This window comes from Leptospira ryugenii, from assembly GCF_003114855.1.
Classification (GTDB): domain Bacteria; phylum Spirochaetota; class Leptospiria; order Leptospirales; family Leptospiraceae; genus Leptospira_A; species Leptospira_A ryugenii.
The window spans coordinates 43,291-67,611 of the sequence record NZ_BFBB01000010.1; the positions used below are offsets into that span (position 1 = coordinate 43,291).

18 protein-coding genes are annotated in these 24,321 nt (G+C 38.2%); 13 read left to right on the plus strand and 5 right to left on the minus strand.

What is annotated here, in order from left to right; translation table 11 throughout:
* Positions 1-639: 639 nt before the first annotated feature.
* Positions 640-1,377, plus strand: coding sequence for a hypothetical protein (locus DI060_RS18450; RefSeq protein WP_135355104.1), 738 nt, complete (start codon positions 640-642; stop codon positions 1,375-1,377).
* A 170-nt stretch (positions 1,378-1,547) separates the two neighbouring features.
* Here DI060_RS18450 and DI060_RS18455 read toward each other — a convergent pair whose 3' ends face one another.
* Both DI060_RS18455 and DI060_RS18460 read right to left on the minus strand, forming a co-directional pair.
* Entirely contained in the window at positions 1,548-2,114 is a 567-nt protein-coding gene (locus DI060_RS18455; RefSeq protein ID WP_108978486.1) for a hypothetical protein, read from the minus strand.
* Between the two features lie 589 nt (positions 2,115-2,703).
* On the minus strand, positions 2,704-3,270 hold the full coding sequence (locus DI060_RS18460; RefSeq protein WP_135355105.1) for a hypothetical protein: 567 nt from the start codon (positions 3,268-3,270) through the stop codon (positions 2,704-2,706).
* A 1,153-nt stretch (positions 3,271-4,423) separates the two neighbouring features.
* On the opposite strand from DI060_RS18460, the gene DI060_RS18470 reads away from it, so the two are divergent.
* Positions 4,424-5,197, plus strand: a complete 774-nt coding sequence (locus tag DI060_RS18470) for a hypothetical protein (RefSeq protein WP_108978489.1) — start codon at positions 4,424-4,426, stop codon at positions 5,195-5,197.
* Positions 5,198-5,702: 505 nt separating this feature from the next.
* Here DI060_RS18470 and DI060_RS18475 read toward each other — a convergent pair.
* The 3 genes from DI060_RS18475 to DI060_RS18485 form a co-directional block, all read right to left on the minus strand.
* Complete coding sequence (locus tag DI060_RS18475; RefSeq protein WP_108978490.1) at positions 5,703-6,242, minus strand: helix-turn-helix domain-containing protein; 540 nt, start codon at positions 6,240-6,242, stop codon at positions 5,703-5,705.
* Between the two features lie 454 nt (positions 6,243-6,696).
* On the minus strand, positions 6,697-7,236 hold the full coding sequence (locus DI060_RS18480) for a DUF3102 domain-containing protein (RefSeq protein WP_108978491.1): 540 nt from the start codon (positions 7,234-7,236) through the stop codon (positions 6,697-6,699).
* Complete coding sequence (locus DI060_RS18485; protein ID WP_108978492.1) at positions 7,237-7,959, minus strand: ParA family protein; 723 nt, start codon at positions 7,957-7,959, stop codon at positions 7,237-7,239.
* Between the two features lie 375 nt (positions 7,960-8,334).
* On the opposite strand from DI060_RS18485, the gene DI060_RS18490 reads away from it, so the two are divergent.
* The 11 genes from DI060_RS18490 to DI060_RS18550 form a co-directional block, all read left to right on the plus strand.
* Complete coding sequence (locus tag DI060_RS18490) at positions 8,335-8,838, plus strand: hypothetical protein (protein ID WP_108978493.1); 504 nt, start codon at positions 8,335-8,337, stop codon at positions 8,836-8,838.
* A 1,194-nt stretch (positions 8,839-10,032) separates the two neighbouring features.
* Positions 10,033-11,241 carry a TolC family protein gene (locus tag DI060_RS18505; protein ID WP_167837050.1) on the plus strand — a complete coding sequence of 403 codons (1,209 nt, stop codon included), beginning with the start codon at positions 10,033-10,035 and terminating at the stop codon, positions 11,239-11,241.
* Between the two features lie 3 nt (positions 11,242-11,244).
* On the plus strand, positions 11,245-11,586 hold the full coding sequence (locus tag DI060_RS18510) for a hypothetical protein (RefSeq protein ID WP_108978497.1): 342 nt from the start codon (positions 11,245-11,247) through the stop codon (positions 11,584-11,586).
* A gap of 7 nt (positions 11,587-11,593) precedes the next feature.
* On the plus strand, positions 11,594-13,327 hold the full coding sequence (locus DI060_RS18515; RefSeq protein ID WP_108978498.1) for an Ig-like domain-containing domain: 1,734 nt from the start codon (positions 11,594-11,596) through the stop codon (positions 13,325-13,327).
* Entirely contained in the window at positions 13,324-13,926 is a 603-nt protein-coding gene (locus tag DI060_RS18520) for a lipoprotein (RefSeq protein ID WP_108978499.1), read from the plus strand. The genes DI060_RS18515 and DI060_RS18520 overlap by 4 nt, the downstream gene beginning before the upstream one ends.
* Position 13,927: 1 nt before the next feature.
* Entirely contained in the window at positions 13,928-14,524 is a 597-nt protein-coding gene (locus DI060_RS18525; protein ID WP_108978500.1) for a tetratricopeptide repeat protein, read from the plus strand.
* 8 nt (positions 14,525-14,532) lie between these two features.
* A complete protein-coding gene (locus DI060_RS18530) occupies positions 14,533-15,210 on the plus strand; it encodes a hypothetical protein (protein WP_108978501.1) in 678 nt (225 codons plus the stop codon).
* Position 15,211: 1 nt separating this feature from the next.
* Positions 15,212-16,717: an efflux RND transporter periplasmic adaptor subunit gene (locus DI060_RS18535; RefSeq protein ID WP_108978502.1), complete on the plus strand. Its 1,506-nt coding sequence runs from the start codon at positions 15,212-15,214 to the stop codon at positions 16,715-16,717.
* A complete protein-coding gene (locus DI060_RS18540; RefSeq protein ID WP_108978503.1) occupies positions 16,714-19,791 on the plus strand; it encodes an efflux RND transporter permease subunit in 3,078 nt (1,025 codons plus the stop codon). Before DI060_RS18535 ends, DI060_RS18540 begins: the two co-directional genes overlap by 4 nt.
* Position 19,792: 1 nt before the next feature.
* Positions 19,793-22,753 (plus strand): efflux RND transporter permease subunit, encoded by a 2,961-nt coding sequence (locus DI060_RS18545; protein WP_108978504.1) that lies wholly within the window; start codon positions 19,793-19,795, stop codon positions 22,751-22,753.
* A gap of 179 nt (positions 22,754-22,932) precedes the next feature.
* Positions 22,933-24,321 (plus strand): TIGR04388 family protein (locus tag DI060_RS18550; protein WP_135355106.1); only part of this gene is annotated, 1,389 nt, incomplete at its 3' end.

Consider the following 24,321-nt stretch of genomic DNA (forward strand, 5'->3'; position numbering starts at 1 on the left):
CCAAAATTTCAAGCACCAAACCGCGAGCAGTATCCTCCCCCCTACCCCTGGACACAGCTTCGCCCCTTGAGTCCCATGCCCAAAACAAAACAGTTGTTTCATTATTATGCATGTGGCGCAAGTAAATTTCCAACTAACGGGAATTTTCTAGGCAGGGGTTATGCGATTTTTTGGATGTTTGGGTAATGCTGATTTTTTAGGCAGATTTTGAGAAACTATGCGATTAGGAAAAATCGGCCATCTCATTCTGATCAACTCCATTTACTGTATTCAATCGCGGAGACTGGCGATATCAAGGTCATTGCTGGCTGAGATTTGAAAAAAATAAATTATCCTGAAAAGCCCAACTTTTCCTGCCTATTTCTGAATCCGCTTCTGACAAAGCGGTGGCGTCTTCTACTTTGGAATTTTTCTACAACACAACTAATCCTCGCTTATCGATAAATCTCCAATCGTAGAATTTACTCAGTATCCAGGAGTAGAATGCCAGGAGTGACAATTTGAACACAATATTTTTGGCTAGTAAGTAAAATTGTTTGCTAAAAAAATAATATGTGTTATACGTACGTCATGAAAATAACCTTTCGGCCGTTTATTCTAGTCAGTAGCCTTTACATATTAGGATGTAATAACTTCCCAGTGCGCATTGCATATGCCCCAACCGATTTTCCTTCTGCGGTTGAAAATGTCTATGGTCGCGACCTTGCTCGTGCAAAGCACGGTACCTCAATTGGCACGACTAAACTTTTTTTACAAGGAGTTGACGATATTTCTAAATTGAAGCCACAAAAAATCAACCAAACCGATGCAACCCAAATCCTTACGCAAGTCGATAGCTCAATCGATATAAATTCTCCTATTGCGGCAACCATAGCATCGGCCGAATTAGCCTGCAAAGGTAAGGCTTCAGGCAAGTTGAAAAATATTTCCTTTCAAAACTCTAAAGAAGAGGCTGACCTTATTTTTTATCCGCCGTCAAACACATGGAATCTTGTGTTGTATGAGTCGTTGAACGTATATTGTGATCCTCTAAAATCTCAGCTGCGTAAACAGGCTAACTTTGGGGAATATGTCATTGTAGGGATAATACGTACTTCCTTTTCTTTTACGGCAGACAGTCAGACTACTACCGGAGCTTCAATTGGAGCTGGCTGTAGCATCCAAACAATGTCCGACTCTCAAGCGAATGTAAATCTTGAAATAAATGGAATCACATCTTCAAAAACAACTCTGTTGGCCTCAGGATGGAATCTCGTCTATTGGAAAGAGCGAGAAGTCTTTTGCGCTAACGCAATTGTTACGCTACGCGAACTATGCAAAGAGAAGTCTCCGCATATAGAACAACCTGTTTGTAAAGCAAAATGGTGGCGGTCTTAAAAATTTTTGATCTAGCCAGAGAAGCTACGTAAGTCGGCTAGGTGGCTGTGCAGATTACGTAGCTTGGTCTGCATCCGTTTTTTTACACTTTTTCTTCTTTTAATTTTCTTTTATGATTTTTCCGTAAAGCAATTTTTGTGCGATGTTCAACTCGCGAATGGCATCACAAATTATTTTGTATGATCTTGATTTCGCCACAGAGGATTAGTATCGAAGATCAATACAAATTCACTAGTTTCCAAGGATTCATCAATCGCAAATTTAAGCTCAAAGTTTTCCGCAGAAAATTTTTCCAATAACGCAAATTCAGAAGTTTCGGACAATTTCATTCCACTTTCATTTTTTACTTTATCTTTATGTAAATTATTTGTGATTAATTCAATTTTTCTCATACTCAGTGTATTCAGAATCACAATGTTCGGATATATTCTAAACTCTTCGCGAAAATCATATGAGGCTTGGAATAACTCATCATCCCAGTAGTAATAATCTTTAAGAATAAATTCTTTTTGAAATAATAGACTTCGAGGAAATTCATCCACTTTAGCCATTTCTGCATACTGGGACCTGAGAATGCGATCGGTCAATTTTTGTCTTGCGTGTTCAGACAAATTCGTGTGCTGGAGAAGATATCCTTCAATAGACTTTGCATGCGCCTTCACAAACTCATAAGTTAGATCATAAACCCCGTCTATTAGAAGACTTAATTCTTTCCACTCGATATAATCTAATTTCAACTGAATACCTGGCCCTTTCTTTTGGATGTACTTTTATGATTAATTTGACCAACTCCCATTTTTAGTACAAGTCAATACTTACTTTATTAAACCCTATTTAAAAGTTTTTTTACAACTCACAGAAAACCAAATGCTTATTATGCGGATTTAAATTCGGCGTTTCAATTTTATCGTTTGGAATTTTTATCTTTTTTATAAACATTCGATTTATATCATAAGGTCTGCCCAGACCGAAACGAAAGAGAGGTTCGATTTACTTTTCCTACTAGCTCAGGAAATATTTCATAATCAGAGCCAAAATATTGGGCAGTTTTTTTAAGAAAAGGTTTTCAAATAGTTTTCAAACTTTTGAAAAAACCCTTAAAACCCCAGCTACGCATTTAAAAAAGGCAACTATCGTTTGAAAACTCTTTTGGCGCTTCTAACTGCGATCGTCCATTGAAACGCTCTGAGAGTTTTCACCATTCAATGCAGTGCCTATAACCGTTTTACAACCCGAACTAAATGGGTTTATTGAAATGTAAAGAGACAGCTATTTCTAAGTGCACCAGCTATCTGTATACTTCATTTCGAAATTTAACTGTGTATTTTACAGTGCAAATTCATTTCCAAACTTTTCAGCTAATGCTGTAGACAGGGATTGGACAGCTTGCTCTATCTTTCGGTCTTCTTCCTCTTTGTCATCTGACTTCGGTAGGCGACCTGTTTTTTCCAAGTAAGCTAACGCTAGTTTTCCCGCTTGGATTTTTTGGTCCCTATCATACTCGCCTATAGCGATAGATTCAAGGATCCTAAACATTCCTATGGAAACAGGTATAGAATTTTCTCGAATCTCAGTTAACAGCTCAATTTCTATTTTCCCTACATACTCACGAAACTTTTCATTATGTTTGTAATTCCATCCAAACCAGTCTCGGCTTCTACCTAACTTCGGCCCGATGTGGGTTTTAAAAATCCCTGCCCTGAATAGTAGAAGACCTGTTTCCTGTAATGCAGTGACTTCCGGAAACTCGCGATCGGCAATGACTGCCTTTCTATCAGAACCTGCCTCTAAAGATTTCCGTCCCCTACTCGCCCTGGTGCTCTCTTCCGTTCCATGACTCTGGAATTTGTTTTCAGTCGAGTTAGTAGAGTTAGTCAGGTTTTCCCTATCCATAATCTTTGAAACTCTTTGGTTTACCTTTTTTTCACTAGATGTGATTCTTCGAGAAACTTTCTTATTTGGTGCCATCGGGAAATGGACAAAGGCCGGTCTCTTAAAAAACGTCAACAACTTAACAGAAAAATGATATCATTCGACTCTTAGGGATTTCCTACCTTAGGGAATTTTTTCCCTAAGGTTCCTTGTATCGCAAAAACCCTGGGGTTTTTCACTCACAGAATTCTGTAAGTCAAAAACAGGCCTTTTTTGATTTTCGAAACGATCGCCTAACACCTACAGGCAGTTTCTGTAAATCAAAAAGTGGGGGGTTTTTCACTCTCTGTAAATCAAAAACACCGTCTTTTTTGCGATACATATAAAGAACTTCTTTAAGAACCTTCCCCAGAACATACTCTGTAAGTGAAAAAAGGCCTCTTTTTCGATTACAGAAAGAAATCTTGAAATTTTTCTAAGATCATAATCAGACTTCTTTTCTCTCATCATTCCTTCTGATTGTCTAGATCGCATTTTAAGCCCTTCGGGAAGGTTTCGGTATTCAGAGTAACCCAAAGAGATTTAAACCGCTCTGGAAGCATTCCAGGAGCTTTCTGGAGGTGGTCTAGAGAGATTAGAGAATCGCAAAGGAAAAAGACTTTGCCATTTGAAGTGTAAAGATTCGGTTTCACTTCGATTCTCTTAAATTCTATTCCGAATTCCCGACTAAAAAACATCGATTTCGGTCGAGTTTGTCGGGTTTGTCGAGTTTCAGCACTAAAAAGCCTTATCTCACTGGATAATCTAATGTCTGCGTAATTCCCCTGAAGTTAAGGGGTACCATCCGCAGGAGATTGATTTCGTATTATTCACCCAAGCGTATTTGTTTAGGTATTTTTTTTAAAAACCAGTGAACCAGATTTTCAGTATTTAGAGGGAACTCTGAATCGTGATAACAAGTATCTTTCGGAGTTTTGAATAGATAAAATACAAAGAGAAATATATTCTTGACCTAACAGTAGGTTATGTGAGAACATTGAGAAGTTCCGATTCCGTTGGTTAGATGGAAATGCCATTTGCCAGAGTTTCTGGGTCATTTTTTCGGCTGCCAAATTTCAGAAAACTCGCTTAACTTTCAGTATACGATGAATAAGTTTTATAAGAATATAGTTAAATGAAACAATTGAATACAGGCAAAATTACTTTGTTATCTCTCGGACTCCTTGGTATACTCACGCTCCTCGGGGTGTCTTTTTTCTATAGGTATCATTTCCCGCTTCTCTCAGACGATCATTCAAATTGGGGTCAATTTGGCGATTTTTTTGGCGGACTTTCCAACGGAATACTTTCTTTTTTGAGTCTCATCGCAATTCTTTATACTCTTCATCTACAAAGGGAAGAATTAGCCTTAAATAGACGCGAATTAGAATTGAACCGAGTAGAGATGCAAACTGCCAACGAGCTTGCTCAAAAACAATCTGAGATCGCTGAGTTCCAATTACAGAACGCTATCCGACAAAAAAATGAACAATTCCTAATGGAATATTCAAAAGTATATACAAGTCTTGAAAACGACTTAGTAGACAAAACTTCTTCGTTAACTGGCATTGGTTTCCTAAAGTTTATCTCTAAGGGATCTTTAGCTATTACGTTAGAAAATGAAAAATTAATATATCGTAAAGGTAAATCAATCTCAGCGAAACCAGTGTTTAAATTTTTTCAATGCTTAGAATATTTAATTCAATGGGATTTTCAACAATCCAAGCAGGAGACTGGCTTTAAAATTTCTGAAGGGGACCATAAAAACTTTTCTTCTAGCTATTCTACTCTCATCCAATCATTCTGCCCAAGTGAGGAAATCGTTGAATTGAAAGAATCAAACTTTCTAAATAAACTAGGATTAAGTGAGAAAAGATTTCCGAATATTGCGAGATTTATAAGTGATTAAAAAGGCCAGGACTAAGAATCCACTTGATCGAAGCGATATTTACGCAGTCTGTAATCTATTTCTCTCTCTTATAGAATCTGAAATAACCTGAACGATCTCTTTCTATTTAATTATGAAATTAAGTTTCTCATAGAATTGACTCTCGCCTATCTTTGAATACAATACCGCAAATTGCTCGTCTGCGAGTTGCCGTAAGTCCGGGAGGATAAATCTGTTCCATCGAAATAAATTCACACATCTTCATTCATCTTGAACCTCCCATTTTATTGACGGCTATCTTTCAGGCTACTTTACGAATTTTGTCAACTTCCTTATAGAGAAAATAAAGAGAATCACGAGACGCTAATCGAGCTTATTTCTTGAGAACAAGAAAGGTCGATATTTCAAGTAAAACATCTGCTTTTAGTTTCCTTCTTTTCTTAGAAAAAGAAAACCGTTCTTACTTGCGATCTCAGGCCGCACATGTGCTACTTTTCCTACAAATGCCGTCCTTATTAATGCTCATTCATGGCAATGCTAAATAGCTCCGGTAGTAATGACTCAAATTTCCCTGAAGTAAATCTGGGTTTAAAACCTTGCTTAACTCGTCAAACGTAGATTTGGAAAATCTTATCTTTACAAAATCCTTAAAGCCTTCCCATGATTTATGTTGATGTTTAGATTGTACTTTAAGAGTACAAGACGGCCGCTTTTCATCCTTGGCTGGAGTGGATCCCTCCCCTACTCTGACCTGACCTGTGGTACGTCTCTGCATAGGATTGGTATCCTGGACAGCACTCGCATGAGATTCAAAGAGGATAGGAACAAGAGTCCTTTTTCTTCCGTCAAATCCGACCTGTTTTACAAAACCCAACTTCTTTAACTTTGAAATCATTCGCGTAATTGTGTCTGGCTTTAGTTTCAAGACACGCGCAAAGTGCGCATTGGAAGCAAAACAGCCTCCTGACTTGTGAAGAGAAAATATCTCAGCATACAGCATACGCTGTGAGTGCGTGAGATCCAATGATTCCATCCATACAGGAATCCATAGACCTGATCTAACCATGTTTTTTTCCGTTTGCTACATCAAGACACGCCTCCGGCCAGAGCAGATGAGCAGTTTTTTTGTGCCTTTCGGAAATGGTGAGATTCCCGAATGTGTTTGTTTCGGCAAAGTGGTAGTGCCGTGACTAATCGTGTCAGATAGTCGTTTGCGAACTTATGATGAGCCCTAGATTTTGTCAAGGATTAAAAGAGACATAATTAAATTGAAGTCTCATTCTGTTGTAAGGGGTAAGGTATTTACCTTAAAAGGTTTGCAATCGGAGGACTACCACATCCTCCGATTGCTGTATTAAACACACTCGGATTTGAGATAGTTCAACTAAATAATATACGGCCAAACGCGGTACAACAATTTTATTTTTCTTGGAAAAAAAATTGTGCCGAAGTTTGGGCAACGTGTCGGCAGTAAAGGTAGATGTTTGCGTGCAATCTGTGAGCAAAAAAAGTAAAATTTCCTATAAATCGGAGAGAACTTTTTCGATTTCACCTATTCTCTTTTTGGTTTTTGAGAGTATTTTTTCTTTCTCCTTAGTAAGAAAATCTTTTAGAACTGTTCGTTCCTTTAAATTAAGTCGTTCGCCTTTATAATGTTTTTTAAAAAGCATTCTTGGATCAAAAGATTCCTTCGGATTTATTTCTTTCTCGTCTTGGCTGCCTGCAGAAATAAATTTGATCGCAGATTTTAAATCGGCAATCGGTTGCCGATTTAAAGAATCTCGATTTTTGTAAATGCTGATATAATTTCGAGCAGATCTTTCCGAGAATGGTAGGTTTTTTTCAATCCAAGGTATCCAATTTCCGTGACCAATGTTTTCTTTTATTTTATGTAATTCTTCTCCTAATGCCATGGCATTTTGAAGAACATTTTTCATTCCACCTATAACAGATTCATGCAAATTGATAATCATTCGCACTTTTTGGTCCTGATATGATAAAGGAGAGTTTTCTTTTTGAGATCCCGGTCTTTTCCCTGTTAGAGAGTCAAATCTTCCCATCTACTTAACTTCCTCAGCCAATTGTTCAAAAAATAAAGAATTTTTCTCGGTCAGTGCTTTGCCTTGGTCTATTGAACTTGCAATCGATTCACTTTTTGGGATGAAGGTCTTCGCAAAAATTAGTCCAAGTTCATCAAGTTTGTCTGACTTCTTTTCGGACACCATGGTTCGGACAGGGATTAAGGAAATTTTGCCTGATTCCAAAGACTCGTTTGAATTGTTAACTACCTCTTCAATTTCTTGAAAGCCTTGGATATTCCATCGCGAAAAACCTACCGGACTTAAAACTAAGTCCGCAGCATGAATGCCAAGGTATAATTCTAAACACAAGGCAGGTGGAGTATCAATGATTACATAATCAAATCGTAGCCCTCTGATATGTTTTCGGAATCGGCTGATAAGGCCAGCATCCCAGGAGAGGCCAATTGCAGTTTTTGAAAGCCTGGGTGTGGCAGGGATTAGATGGATCCCATCTATCCAAGTAACAGTATGCAGCGAATCTAAGTCTTTTATACCAGTAAGGTATTTTGCAATGGAGTTGGCCTCGATATCTTCCACTCCTAGGTCTCTCAGGTAGAAATCTGTGAGGTTGTTATTGTGATCTAAATCAATATGCAAGATCTTTGATTTTGAAGATATTTTCTTTAATGCTTGTCCAAGATAAATGGAAAGAGTAGTCTTTCCAACACCACCTTTGAGCGAAGAGACTGTGATAATTTTCATCTACAGCATTCTGAATAAAAATGGCAATGGATGACAAGGAAATTTGTATTTGGAAATCGATCGAAAATTTAATTAAAGAATATTTCGACAAAAGACAGATATCAGCAGATTTTCAAATCTTATTCGAATCAGTAGAGGCAAAATCAACCACCGCAATAGAAAATCATACAGATTCTTGAATGACCGTAATTGAAAAAGATACTTTATCTTGAAGGAAAAATAAAACATTTTTCAAGAGTTCGCAAGGCGAAAGCCGAATTGCTTGTTCGGGGGAAACTAAATTGTCGACTGGATTATGTCTCTTAATGTGACATAACAGTAAATTATACTTGCTAGACTAGGAATTGAAGGAGAACCTTCGGTAAGGAGATTTTTGTGCTTAGTATTCAAAACATTGTTCAGTTCGGGAAGGCTTACGGTTTTGCAAATTACGAAAAATTTAGGCTGCATTACTTAGTTGCATCAACTCGAACACCAGATGGTCAGGATGGGTATCTTGCTTACGGTTTAGAATTAGGACTGACAGCTTTCGGAAAAGATCCTGACTCGGCAAGGAATGATCTTAGGGCAATTGCGAGAGAATTTCTCTCAAAGGAAGAACGAACTCATGAAGAAGTCTTTTACCTCCTTTCCAACACAATAGGAGAGAAGTATTGGGCTCTCTATAGACAGGTGTGTTTTTTGTTTGGCGACCCGGATTTTGAGAAAAATAAAAATCTGACCTCTGAAAATAAAAGATTAAAAGAAGATATTGCGGACCTACATGAAGATTATACGATTCAAAAAATAGAGAAGAATCAACTCCTTGAAGAATTTGAGAAAATGAAAAAGGAATTTGAAGATTTAAAAGATGGCAATCTAACTCATGGGAAATTTTGATATTTGGTATAATTGGATTACGGTAAGGAGTATAATACAGTCCAAATACCCCACTCGGAGTTTTGTAAAAGATAATAGGAAACCGCATCCAGGCTTCTTGCAAGCCTGTGATTTTTATGAATTTCAATTTCCCAATAAAAAATATAAATCTACCTTTGTGGTATATTCATTTAACAGAGTGGAAGTGGTTTCGGAATTTAACCTCTTGAGCCAATTACTAAATCTACAGATGCAAAAATCCGATTTTGATTTAGCAATAATTAACATATAGACAGTATTTCCTTATGTCGCATATCTACTTAATTTTTGTATAGTGCCTTGTCCCATCCATCTGATATTTTGTATGTGTGTTGGATGAAATAATATTAAAGGGAATTCTTTCGGATCTCCTAATCTCAGTCATATTGGATGGGGTAAATCCAGAGGAAGAAATACAAAAAAGAATTATAGAAATTCAAAACTTGAATAGGGTAGGGGACGGAGTCTTGGGAGATTGAAAAATATATGTACTAATATTATGCCTGTTATATTTTAAGGAAAAAAGAGGTGCCTAAAAAACCCTAATGAGCTAGTTTTGGTGGAAATCTTCTGGTGAAGATTGGAAATGACCTAGGCTGGGAGAGGAGATTTAGTTTGCGTTAACCTCAGCTCCTTTCCTGGCTTAGTTCAAAAACGGCTTTTCCAAATTGTAAACTCATCCTTGTGCACTAATTCAGAATCACCATTGTTAACTCCGACAAACAGTCGTAATGGATTTCACTATATCTTTTAAAAATCAATTTTTTCAAATGGACTTACCTCGGATTCTCTATCGAACATAGAAGTCTTTTGATTATTAAATGATAAAAAATTTGGCATAATATATGATCTTTCGCAAAAAATCTTTCTACTAAATCAGAGGATTGTAGCTTTTTTCTATAAAATGGTTCAGTTTCATGAATTCGGACGATTTGTATAATCCTTTTGATTATAATAAGAAATAATTCTGGAATTCGGAGAACTCAATATGTGGATTAATCTACCTACCAAAAAATTTCCAAAAAATACAGATTTTTCATGCACATCGTTGAATATCGATTCGGTGCTAGTCGAAAATAAACTAACGAGAATGCGAATATTGGAATTTAACATTTGCTTTTGTATCACATGAAAAAACCAATTCTTTATACATTCTTCATAGGGATGGGGATTTTTTTGAAAGCATTCGAAATCCATCCGAATAGCACAATCGCAGGCAGTGAACCTCTGGTGATCAATATGGAAGAGGCAGAAGGGATTGGTCTTACAAATAGTGTGATTCTTGCTAGTTTAAAAGACCGTCGCGAAGTTTTTAAAATGATCGCTACAGAGAAGTGGAGAAACTATTTGCCTCGTGTGGGAATTAGCTACTTTGGTCTAAAAAATGCGAACGTAAATCAACCGGATAGCCAATACAATGATATACGAGTTCAACTTAATCAGCTTTTGTATGATGGTGGAGAAAATGCTTTAGAAATTGAATCAGCAAAGCTCCAAGAAATGCTCAATGGAGAAGACTGGAAGATCGCGAAAGAAAGACTCCTTCTAGATGTTCGAAAGGCATATCTACGTTTACTTGCAAGTGAAGTAAAATTCTTTGTCGCAGAAAAATCATATCTCAGGACTTTAAAGCAGCTTAATGACGCAAAAGCAGAGAGAAGAGAAGGATTCTTAACAGAACTCCAAGAATTAGAAATTTCTAATAAATTGCATGAGCTAGAGCTGAATTTGATCAAAGCAAAATCACAACATTCGCAAAATGAAATTGAATTAAAGAAACAGATGAACCTTCCTCTTGAGGTTCCAATTAGATTAAAAGACTCACTGATTCGAGACTATGTTTTATTACCCCCGAATCTAAGCGGAGACGAAGAATCCTTGGCATTAGATCAAAAGCCTGAAGTCAAAAAATCTAAACTTGCGATTGAGAATTTGAAAACAAGGAAAGAAATCACAGAAAATTATTGGAAACCAAAACTGTTTGTGGGTGGCTACTATGGACAGAACATTAATGGAGCCTTGCCTGTAAAGAATGATGTTTACGGCTTTAGTTTTACCGTGCAGACACAGCTCGGAAGCTCTACTAACCAGACTAGCACAAACTATGGTATCCAAACGGACGGAACGGGGATTCAAAGAATTCCTGGCTTTGGGCCCCAATTTGTGGGAAGAGGGGAGAATGCTTTTAATAGCAATACCTTAAACTTGTTTGAGGATCTAAGCTACTCTCGGAAAATCTATGAAGGTAAAATTGCTCTCTCTGATGCAGTACGCTCCAACCAACTTTTAGAAGTAACTGTGCAGGCAGAAGCATTTAAAGCCAAAGAGAAGTTAAAAGAGTCTTGGAAGACTCTTTCTGTGATAAATTCCAAATTTCTAGTCTGATTGATGACTTGGAAGTCTGTTCAATCCAAATTCACAAATGGATTTGTGAAGGAGATCGATTTATTAAGTGCTGAATTTGAACTCATAAAAACCATCGATGAACTTACCACCTCACTTGCTTTATATCTAGAATCAGGTATGGAGTATAGTTTTGCCACGGCGCAACCTATCTCGGAAGTTAAATTCTATGAGATTCAGAAAGATAGAGGAAATTCTATTTTATTCGAACTACTACAGTTCGAGTCAAGCTTTCGACAAGAGAACCAACCAGTAGAAAGCAAGTCAGAAAAAAAACTCAAACCTGAGAGAAAGAAAAGTGATTATGACTTTTTTTTAGAGGAATAAACTAAGAATGAAGCGTATATTCCATTATTTTATTTGCGTATTTGTCATTCATCTGAGTTGTAAGAACATCAATTCAGATGCCGAAAAGATGTTAACCTTTTTGCCAAATGACAACTCCCCAAAGGTGCTATCTGCCATACCTGGAATGGGGGACAAGGGATTGCCTAGAACGCAAAAAATTTCCATACTCTTTGATAGACCTATGAGCATCAATACTTGTGTGCAAAGTTTTTCTATTAGTCCGGCAACACAGGGGTTTTATGAGTTAAATGATTATAGTTTGGTGTTTACACCCAGCACTCAATGGAACTATGGAACCTATACCTATACCTTAACCAAAAATTGTGAATCCAAAGAAGGCAATGATTTGAAGGAAGTGTATTCAGCTTCTTTTACAATAGGAGAGACAACGGTTGCTGGATCATTCCCTGAGATTTCGAGCGTTTTGATTGCGACCGGATCTGTCAACGATTGCAACAATGGGGGCTCCACCCAAGAAAATATACTCAGCAAAGCATTAACGAATGTTTGTATGGGCTCACCAAATACAAATGCTATCACTTTTAACTTCTCTCGTCCCATGGATAGGGCAGCCACTGCAACCGCAATTGCATTTTCTCCTTCATTTTCAGCAAGTTTTACATGGGCTTCCGATACAACACTTGTAGTTTTACCTGATGCGCCTTTCTTATTTAACGCAAGAATTTCCTTTAATATTTCAACACAGGCCCAGGATACCCAAGGGGTCAAACTTCAGATACCAGCCTCTGGCAGTTTTTTTGTAGGGACTGGAAATCTTGTTCCTGTTGTTTCCAGCTTAGTGATCAGCGCAGATACACTTGCCAATTGTTTGAATGGGGTCGGCGTGACTGCTGATTTAGTGACTACATCCGTTAACAATGGTTGTATGGGAAATCCAAATACCAATACATTTACGATTACCTTTTCTCGGAGTATGAATCGGATTCAGACCCAATCCAATGTTATATTTTCTCCTTCTCTGACAGGCACCTATACCTGGTCAGCAAATAACCAAGTTTTAACCTTTGTCCCGGATGCTCGTTTGAATTATGGCACTCGCTATACGATAACCATTGGTACGGGTGCTGTTTCCACAGATCGCATATTCGTGGATGGTTCGTCGATTTACAGTTTTACAGCAGGAGGTCCTGTCAACAACGCACCCACTGTGCAGGCAGTTGGAGTAGCCTCTCAAGGCTGTGCGACGACTCTACCTGGAACTGGAAGTGCAACAGGTGGAAACTGGCTGGCAGGGACTTGCTTTTGGGACAATTCCTTGTCCATATTGGGACCGTCTTCTTATCAGTTCCGAGCAGGGGATACTGGAGGAGGTAATTGTGCAGATGTGAACACAGATAATTTTCGGCTTATCTTTTCAAATTATATGGATTTGAACAGCACCATCAATGCGATACGATTGAGGCGCTTATCACCCCCTAGCACCGTTGTCCAGTTATCAACTTGGACATGGTCAGATTGCCAGGCAGTATTTCCTTTCGGTTGTCGAGTCGTTGATCTAGTGTTTGCTGAATTAGAATCCTCATGTAACGGGACCACTGCATTTGGGAATGCAGGAACTGGCGGAGATTTCAATCTATTGCAGTCAAATACAGCACCTGCAGGTTATCCTTATTATATGATTTCCGTAGATACTACTGCCAAAGATGTGAACAATGTGTCCTTTCCTTCTACATTTAACTTTAGTATGGAGGCTAAATGAAAAAATATATTTCCTTTCTATCGATCTTTTTTTTGCTTTTGCAATGCCGAGAGGCCGATTTTCATGTCCGTGGTGCCAAAGTTTCCAAGGCTCCTCAGAAACGCATGATGATTGGGTCGATCCAGAACCGAGATTACAAAACCCCAAGATCAATCGCAAAAGACTTTCGGGATTTATTTTCCTATGAAATGATGCAAAAAGGATACTCACTTCTACCGATTCCCTACAAATTACTGGATCCACAAGTTGATCTGAGTTCGGAAAAATCCTCTCTCCCTCCAAGCCTTAGAAAAGTCGCTGGTGAAGCGACTATCTCATCCAATCATAATGAAAGGTTATTAGATAAAAATGAAATTCGAACTGTTATAGGCAATGAATCTGTGGACTACTTTGTTCAGGGAATTGTCTCCATTCAGTCAAACGAACGAGTATTAGATAAAAAAGACTATAACTATATATTTTTGCATATCTACGATGCGGAAGGGAACATGATCGGCATGCTCAATTCTTCCTTCGATGAAAAAATATTAAGTGAATCTGCATTGATGCGTAAAGTGGCCTTTTCCTTAGCTCAGACTTTTGAACAGAGTATGAAATAAAATGAGAGTATGTTTCGTATTTGCGTTCCTATGTATCTTATCTTGCCAAGGTGATACCGAGGCGCTGAAAAAAGAGTATGGACTCGGAAAGGTAGAGTTTGCGAAAGGAAACCTAGATGGCGCCAAAAAGCACTTCCAAAAGATAATTTCGGAAGATACAAGCTTTGAAGATGTGCCTTTGTATTTAGCAAAAATTGATTTTTATAAAGGTAATTTTGAAAAGGCAAGTAAGGACCTGTCGGAACTTATAGAGGATGATACTTACGGCTACCAAGCTTACTTACTCAAAGTAAAGGCAGATTATGCTTACAGAAAGGATCGTTCTGTCCTCCTCAAAGAAGTAGGAGAGGCGTTGAAAAAAGATAGTAGCAATCTTGATTTGCTAATCATCGCCGCAAAGTTACATGAGGAACTTGGCCAGTTACCGCAGACAATTTTATATTATGGCAGGGTCATCAATGAATCAGACAAAGTTCTCTTAGCCCACAAGGAACTAAAAAAGATTTATGAAAAAGCGGGGATTGAAGAGAGAGTCAAATACCATACCCGGAAAATTGAATTGTGGGAAGAAGAAAAAATAAAAGGAAAAAAGAAGTAAGGTAGGTTATGAAAAAGTATTTCACATTTAATTACCATAGAAACCAAATCAAGAAATTATTTGTTCCTGATTACGAAGACGTATATAGCAAAGAGAGAAGTAGCCGAGATATCTTTTTGGGTGGCTTAGGATTATTCATATACACCTACACAATGTATGTCATCATGTACGTTTCTATCTTTGTCCTTGGGTATCCTTATTTTTCCAAAATGAATGAAAATTTAAGAGCAGACTTCGAAGCAAAAGGCAATAGTTCATTTAGTTTGTTCATAAACAGCTATCCTTGGAATGTTTTATACATCTTGGCTTCCTTGGTCATAGTTCTGATTTTTGTAGGCCTTCTTAGCTATGCACTTGTTAGGTTACTCGAGGATGATAAGAGGAGTTTTCGGGCACACATAGGCTTATGTTTGCACGGATTGTCAATTCTTCTTTCTTGTTTGTTTGTTGTCTTTATTTTCAATACAATATTCCCATTTAATCAAGAGGTAGGTGTCGTCCTATTTGCTTTCCTTGTGGCAATCTGGATTTTAATGTTCATCATCGGCACATACTTTTCAACAAAGGTATTTATCAATGCATCCGAAGAATGTTTTGGCCAACATAGACGAAGAGCTATGATTTCATGGTTATTACCGTTCTTGTTTGTGATGTATACGATTTTCGGGATTGCAGTAGGAATTTAGCATGTTGAAAGAGAGACTTGGCTTCTTAAGTAAGATTCCATTCTTCTCAAAAATAGTCATTAGTTCGCTGATCTATCTGGGTTTGACCATTCTATACAGTAACTTAACTTGGGCAGAGTTGAGAGGGAAACTACCGCTTCTAAATCGGATGTTTTATTCAAAATTTCTCTCCTTCTCTGAACAATATAAGAAATTTACTGAGATAAAAAAAGAGGCTGAAGCACAGACGGAAAGCGGAGTTGTCAGTGTCCAGACTTTAAATATCTCAGAAGAAACAATTACCCCTACGATGAGTTTTTCTGCGGTGCTTGAACCCATAGAACGCGTTGATGTGTTTACAAAAGTGAGTGGAAGATTAGAGCAGATTTATGTGAAAGAAGGAGATGCTATCAAAAAAGGCCAAAAGTTAGCAAAACTAGACAGTATGACGTTTGAATTGGATTTAGCAAAACAAAAAGCCTCGCTTGACTCAGCAAAAGCTCTCTACCAACTATCAAAGGATAAATATGAGATCGCAAGGAGAAATGTAGAGATCAAGCTAGGTGAAGCTGACAAACGCATCGGTTTGTATCAGAAAGCCTTAGCCGAACAATCACGATTTGCGGAAATCGTTCGGAAGAAAGAGATACTTTGGACTGAAAAAGCTATCTCCGATGAAGAGATCGAAAATCTAAGATTAGAACTTTCTTCACGTGAATTGAGTTCTAGCAATGCCAAACGCGACTTAGAGATGATTTTAGTCGGCATTCGAGATGAAGATATTGTTGCTGCTGGTTATTCTGTGCCGACCGCAAAAAAAGAAAAGATAGATTTATTGAAAACGATCAACACGAGAATTGAAAAGTCTGAAATGGAAGTTGCTGCCACCAATTTGCGCGCAAGTGAGGTAAATTTGCAATCGACGGAGATGCTCATCAAAGAAGCAGTTCTTTACTCTCCTCTCGATGGTCTCGTTGCAAAAATAAATAAGACAACTGGCGAACTGATCAATGCAGGTAGCGGCGGAAGTCCACCTGTTATGACAGTGATTTCGAATGACGGGGTCTATGTAGACTTTGCCGTTAACGAAGGCGATTTAGGGAAAATCAAAAAAGGACAGAATGCAATTGTATCAGTAGATTCCATCCCAAATCGACAATTCAAAGGAGTGGTAAAAAAAATAAGCCCTTTGGTTGACCAAAAAACACATACCGCAGATGTAAAAGTAGAATTACTCGGACGATCATCGGAATTAAAGCCTGGTATGTTTGTGAGAGCAGAGATACAAATAGGCGAGAACAAAACTGCAATTTTAATTCCGCTTACCTCATTGGTTTCTGTAGATGATAAAGAGGGGAGTGTCTTTGTCATGAAGGACAAAAAATCTTTCAAAAAGACTATCAAGTTAGGTGAAAAGAAGGATGATAGAGTATTTGTGGAGGAAGGCTTAAGTGCCGATGAAATTTTGATCTTAAGCCCCATCAATCGATTGTATGATGGATTGTCTGTCATGCCAAAATTTCAATGATTTCTTCCTTATGTAAACTTATCTTAAGACGAAAGACAGCAAGCTTTATGGTGTACGCTGGTTTTTGTCTTTTTGGGGCTATATCCATTAGAGATATACCTTTAAGTTTGCTTCCAAACATTGATTTCCCACAACTTACAATTGTCACAGCATTCGCCAATTCCTCTCCAGAAGAAGTAGAAAACATTATTTCAAAACCAATCGCTCAGATGACTGGAACGATCCAAGGAGTCGAGAAAGTAGAATCGATTTCACGAGAAGGATTCTCTTTTGTGAATCTTCGATTTAAGACTGGGACTGAAATGAGTTACGCCCTATTGGAAGTGAGAGAAAAACTTGATTTGATTCGAGATCTATTGCCTACCGATGCATCAAAACCTTTGATCTCAAAATTTGATCCTTCCAAACGAGCCTTTATGGAGATTGTATTTTCTCCGAAGGGACTAGGAGACCAGAAAAAGTTACGGAGTTTTTTACGAGAATCGGTAAAGCTCTATTTTGAAAGAATCGATGGTGTTGCACTCGTGGAAATCTCAGGTGGATTTGAGAAAGAGATTCTTGTCGAGATTGATCCGAATAGGATGTCGGCGTATAAAATCCAACCTGCAGATTTGAGATATTTAATCAGTGTCAATAATAAAAATTATCCTGCTGGTCAATTGCCATTTGGTAATAAAGAGCTACCTGTACGAATGTTAGGTGAGTTTACATCCAGTCTTGAACTAGGAAATTTAATCATTAGAGGAGATGAAAACGGTGCAAATACTAGATTAGCAGATTTTTCAAATATCATCGAACAATATAAAGATAGAAAAGGTTTTGCAAAATTTAATGGTGAAGAAGCAGTCATTTTAAGCTTATATAGAGAACCTGGTAAAAACACTGTGAAACTTGCGAAGGATGTTTCAGTAGTTTTAGATCAAGTGAATGAGGCCTTTGGAGGAGAGATTCAGGGAGTCACTAGCTATGATGAATCTATCTTTATAAAAGAATCATTGAATGGACTCTATATGAACCTAATTTTAGGAGCCATTCTCGCCTATATTGCCCTCCTGATTATTTTGAAAAACTATCAAAGTCCGACCATCCTTTTATGCGCCATACCAGTAACTCTTCTCCCTAGCTTTTTAGTCTTTCGCTATCTGGGAATCGGTTTCAATATGATGAGTCTTGGCGGCTTGGCTTTGGGAATCGGTATGTTATTTGATTCAAGTAACGTAGTTTTAAGTGCCATTGAAAGGAACCTTCCCAGATTCAAAAAGTTAGAAGATGCCATCTACACGGGCACCTTAGAAGTATTCTCATCCATTTTTTCTGCCACGGCGACAACCATCATCGTGTTCTTACCAATTGGTTTCATCAAAAGCACTCTTGGAATGATTTTTCGGGAAATGGCCCTTTCCATTGTCATTACTCTATCCTTTAGTCTACTGATTGCCATTACCTTTATTCCTTTAACAGCAAGTTTTCTATATCGTTTTCGAAAAGAAGGTTCGAGTAGAAATCCCTTTTTCTATCTCTACAATGAAGAGGCATTGGTTTCCCTATATCATAAAATGTTAGGGCAAGTGATGGATGCACGGTTTACATTCTTTTTCTTTCTCTTTGCACTTTTTGCTTTCAGTGTTTCTCTTGTGCCCTTTATCGAAAAAGAATATATGCCAAAGATCGATACCGGAGAGATCTCAGTCAAGGTCACTCTTCCGCAAGGATCAAGCCTGGACACAATATCTCAATATGTCCAATACATGGAAGATACGATCAAAGGTAACAAAAACATTCGTTCCGTGATCTCGAAGGTGGGAGGGGAGGAGGAGGCTCTTCGTCTCAATCCGAACGCGAATACGGAACCCAATCGTGCTGAGCTAACCATTCTTCTTGGCGATGAAGGAAATGTTACCAGTGAATCATTGATCAAAAGTTTAAGAGAGCAGTTCCCAAAACGAGAGGGAGTGGATATCTCATTTGAATCAAAAGACAATATTTTAGGTGAACTTTTATCTGGCAAACGAGAGGAAGTTGAATACCATATCTTAGGCGATGACTTGCAAGAGCTCCAGGAAGTAGGGAAGTCATTGAAGCTTCGTCTCCAAACAAACCAAGGAATTACATCTATCAAACTAGGGACTGAAAACAAAACCAAAGAATACCAAATAAACTACGACCAAATCAAAATGGCAAAGTATGGTTTTACAAACGCCAATGTTTCCACTTATGTAAAAATTGCACTCAAAGGCCTTGTCAGTTCAGAAATTCAGTCAGGTGGAGTTGGTTTGCCCATTCGCCTGAGTATGAAAAAACAATCCTCTGACTCAATCGACAAAATCAAACAACTAACCATCCTCGCACCAAACGGTGAAAATGTGTATCTTGATCAGTTTGTGAATTTTAAGATTAAAGATACCGAAGCCGATATCTACCGAATCGGAAACCAAAGGGTGAATGAAATCAATATTGGAATCGATGAAAGTTTTCGGAACATAAAGCGAGAAATTGATACAATCATTAAAAATTTCAAAAGAAACTCCAATATTCAAATACGACCAAGTGGAGAGAAGGAAAAATTAGATGAATCTTTACAGGAAGTATTCGCTGCTTTTTTGTTAGCAATTTTGCTAATTTTTATGTTACTTTCCGGACAATTTGAATCATATCGCATTTCCTTTGTCATGTTGTCAACCATCCCACTAATTTTTATAGGAACCTTTCCTGCATTGATCATCAGCGGAAAGAGTTTAAACATAAGTTCCTTTATGGGATTTATCTTGCTTATGGGGGTGGTCGTGGACAATGCATCTTTGTATTATGAGTATTTTCATCTCTTTTTAGATGAGTTAAAAGATCCAGAGAAAGCACTCTATCAGGCAACTAAAACTGTCCTTAGGCCGATCCTGATGAATAATTCAACAACCATCCTTGGGATGTTGCCAATCGTTTTGGCATTGAGCAAAGGATCCGAATTCCAAGCCCCTTTGGGAATTGTCGTTGTATTTGGCTTACTCACTTCCGTTTTACTATCGCTTTTTGTTATCCCCATCTTGTTTTATATTTTGGAAAGAAGGAAAGTGAACTAAATTGTTCCGGCTGTCCTTAGAATTTGCAAACAGTAGGCCCATCCTTTCTTTTATGGCAGGCTCATTTTTAATTCTATTCGGCATGCTTTCGTTTCGTGATCTCTCCTTTGTGCGTATCGCAAAGAAAGTATATCCCGGGATTGCGATTCGAACGGAAGCGCAAGGTTTTGATGCATCTAAGATAGAAGACGATATCACCACTCCCATCGAACGCGTAATTGCACAGGTCGGTGGAGTGAGAAAAATGACATCTGTTTCGGAAGATGGCACCTCACTCATTCAGGTTCAGTTAGAGGAAGGTGTAGACTTAAAATTTAAATCCTTGGAGTTCCGTGAAAAAATAGATACAATTCTTTCGCTGTTTCCTAGAGAGGTGCATAAACCGCAAGTGTATCGATATGACCCCTCGAATTCACCTTTGATGGTGGTATCCTTTTCAAAAGAAAATGTGAATGAAGATGAATTGAGAGAGATCGTAGAAAAATCATTCAAAAAAAGTTTGGAATCCATAGATGGTGTGAGCCAAGTCATCGTTGCCGGAGGGAAGATACGTGAAATTTTAATTTCTTGTGATGCAAAGCAGATGGAGGCGTATTCTCTCAGTTTAAGAGACATTGTCAATAAATTCCAGGATATCAATCAAAATGATTCTCTAGGCAAAATAATAGAAATCAATGATTCCTTGGCTCTCCAAGTCCGAGAGAAATTAAGCCAAATGGTCAGGATCAAAGACATCCCCTTGAAAGTGGATGAGAAAGGTAGACCGATATACCTTAAAGATCTTGCGACTGTCAGCTATGCTCCGAGAGATGATCACATAGGGGCGAGGTTGAATGCCAAAGAAAAAGTCTCTGCCTTTATCTATAAAAATGACAACAGTGATGCCACGTTCATTGCAAATCAGGTTCGCCTTGTCTTACAATCCAAAAATCAAGCAAAGATCCTCGTTGAATACAACCAAGATGAATCTTTAATCATTCGGGAAACCATATTTTCTTTGGTAAGACTTACTCTTATCTCTTACTTTCTTCTATTTGTTTATTTTTTTAGAAACAAGTCGCTTCCCTTATTTTTTGTAACCTTTCTATTTTCTTTCGTAAGTATTTTACTCTGTTTTGCGTTCATTTACCGAATCCTAAAAGAACCAGTTTCCCTATCAGGCATCTATGGTTTGTTACTTGCTTCAATCCTTTGGTTCTTATTGCGCATCCGAGAAGTCAGTTTCCGAGATCATCAATTGAAGTTTCAGGAAAGGACCGCTTTTCGCAATCTAGTCCTTGGTATATTTCTTTGTTTGCTTTTCACTTTCCTCTTTCCATATACTGTTTTTCTTTTCTTTGCAAATCTTGCCTTTCCTCTCTTGTTTGGTTTTATCTTATTGGATTTTTATTTTCCGATTCTTTTTGCAAATGTAACATCAAAGATCCAGATACCGATTCCAGAAACTCCTTATGGGAAGGAAAAATGGATGTATCTCTCGGGATTGATTCTCGCAAAAGGAAAACAAATCTTTACAAAAACAAAAACTTCCATTCTGAGCCATAAACTGCTATTCCCAGTCAGTGTTCTCTTTCTGTCGACTTTGAGTGTGTATACGGTTCTACACCATGATTTCTATGACAACATCCAATCTGATGAAAGAGAAACAGTTGCGATTTTAGAATTTCCTTCCGGCACATCCTTTGACCACACAAGTAAAGTCACTCTCGATGTAGAAAAAAAACTTTTAGCCTTTTCGGGTGTGAAACAAGTTGTAAGTAAAATAGACCCTGCCCATTCACTGTTATTGATCACATTGCAAGATGGCATCTTCCCCGATAGGCAATTTCTCCAGGATCTGAAGTCTGGAGTGGGGTCAACCGACGATGCCTTTCTATTTTTTTTATCAGATACTGATTCTGCCTATTTCCAAGAAATTGTATTTGATTTGGTCGGTTATGACCAGAAAGAGCTAGAAGAGCTTACTCAAAAAATCACGGAGGCAGTAAAGAATCTCGATGGTGTCAATGAAGCTGTCCTAAGATATAAACAATCCAGAGAGGAGTTGGAACTTCTCCCCAAACAAGAATCATTTATGATTTCTAGTATGACACTTCCACTCTTTGGAGATGAGTTACGCCTTGCCCTCCAAGGGGGTGTGGCAACCAAGTTCATCGATAGAGAAAAGGAAATTGATATCAGAGTTCGCTATTCGGAAAAATACAGAAACTCAAAGAATGAATTTAATAATATTCGAATTAAAAATATTAGAAATAAGTTCGTTCCAATTTCAGAATTGGTCGAGACAAAACAAGACAAGATTCCCTTAAAATACTATCATAAAAATAGAAGTAGAGTCCTAAGCTTTGCTGTTAAGTTAGAGGGCAATTCAACACGGCTTCGGAATGAAGTGATCATGTTTGTAAAGTCCACAGCATTACCAGAAGGCTACCATATAGAAGTAGAGGATGCAAACGAGGGAACGAATAACGTATCTATCGCGATACTCTTTATCCTTTACCCCATTTTCTTTTTTTTATTTGTGAGTCTGATTGAGGAGAGGAAACTTCGTTTTTTACACCTAATGCTTGTCTATGTGCTTCCGTATTACTTTACTTTTTTTCTACTACAATACATATTTTTAGGTCCTTTTAGTTTGCCATTCCAAATCGGAATGCTCCTCTCTCTTCCTATCTGTTTTCTCCTTTTTCATTTTCGCCTTGGAAAGGCAGTATATACCAACTATTTTTTCTGCCTGACTTACGTGCTGTTTTTAATCTTTTTAGATACAACTGTTATGAGTTTTATGCACATCTGGGCATCCCTTACGATCTACTTTTTGATGATCTCTGCTGCCCATTTTCTCAAAGGAACTTGGGAAAGGCAGTACGAGGATTCACTCGAAAATTTTCTATGGGAGAGTGTCTTGAAAGTAAAAAGATACGTAAATGAGAGAAGGATTTTCCTAAAAAAGAAAGGGTAGATTACTCAAGACTCATTTATAGATGGGAACTTTAAATATTTATTTCCTTATGTAGGCGTTATACTGACAAACACACTCCAACTGCTAATTTTTGTTTGATCCAAAGAAAAAAACTAGCCTAACATCACTTTGCTTTCTATTTTTGCCCCAATCGTAGGCCGCAATAAGGGAAAAAGATTATGTCGCAAAAAGTATCGGAACAAACCCAAGAAAAGCATGAAAATAAGAAATTATACCTATTGTCTCCGATCTTAGTCCTCCTGATTGGTCTCCAGTCCCTCCTTTCCCAGGCCACCATCCCCACACTTTCCCTTCCAGATTACGAGAGTTTGCAGATGGCCGATGTCTATGGGCAAGCTTACTTTTCCCAGTCGTTAGCTTCTTGGTCTGCCCAAGTGGAGCACTACAAGGGCATCTTGCGAGCCAATTGGGAAGCAGCGGCCGACAATGCAATCTTTACCTATGTGGACTCGATCACCATCTCGGATAGCTTTAACGATGTAGATGCCTACAAAGACTATGTGGCACGAGAGCTCAGCTCACAGAAGTTAGAGGCTATGGGAACATGGGAGGACCAGGCCAATTTAGATTTTTTAGAAAATTACAATGAGTTTGTTAGCCGCCTGCAAACAGGGAGACTCAATGAAAGTTACCTAAGCCGACTCATTTCCCAAAGTGAACTGAACTCACAAAATGCCCTCGCCCAAGACCAGAACGTACTCCTCAATTCCATCAACAATGCCAGGTCCCAGTGGGAGCAAATGATGTCAGAACAATACTACCAAGGCCAGTATGAGTTTATGACAGCCCAAAATGAGATCGAAGGTAAGTACCAAGACGTCCTATCCCAATTGGATGCGCAAGAGGCGATCTTCAATGACAATCTCCAGGAGATCAATAAATACAAAAAGGTTGTGGAAGGTGCCATCTCCTCCATGCTCACAGACTTTGAAGGCCAACTGGCAGAGGCCTGCACTCGGAGCCAAGACTGTGCCTACCGAACAGCCAACAATGGTGGTTTGAACAAATCAGGTGAAAAATTACAAAAATTCATAAACGACATCCGAGCAAAGTTGAATGCGCCTGTGACTACGACAGAGTTTTATCTCACAGACCTTTCCGATGCTTTGAATACTTTTCTAAAAGGGGAATCCTCTCTTGCTGATTCAAACTTTATTAAACATAGAAATTTAACATACACTTACCAAAACACCTTGGATGCTTCCTCAAAGACGACTTCAGCCTATACATTTGATATTGGTAGTATGATTGCTGAGGTAAATTCTGGCAGCTTTGAGTTTTGGAGGGATAAACTCGGTCATGTCCGTTGGTATTCAGACAATAATTATGGAACACCGCAAGGTGGTTTTTCTACAGAACTGATAAGCTATATCTTTGGCAGAAACGAAACTGGAATCCGAGAATTTCTGAACCGAACACTGCGTCCGCAAGGCAGAGAGGTTGAGGGGAATGTATATTATAATGTGTATGCTAGGGATCTTGGTATGGCAAACAAAACCGATCCCTTTACTTGGACGGGGATACGCCACAATGACATAGACTGCGAC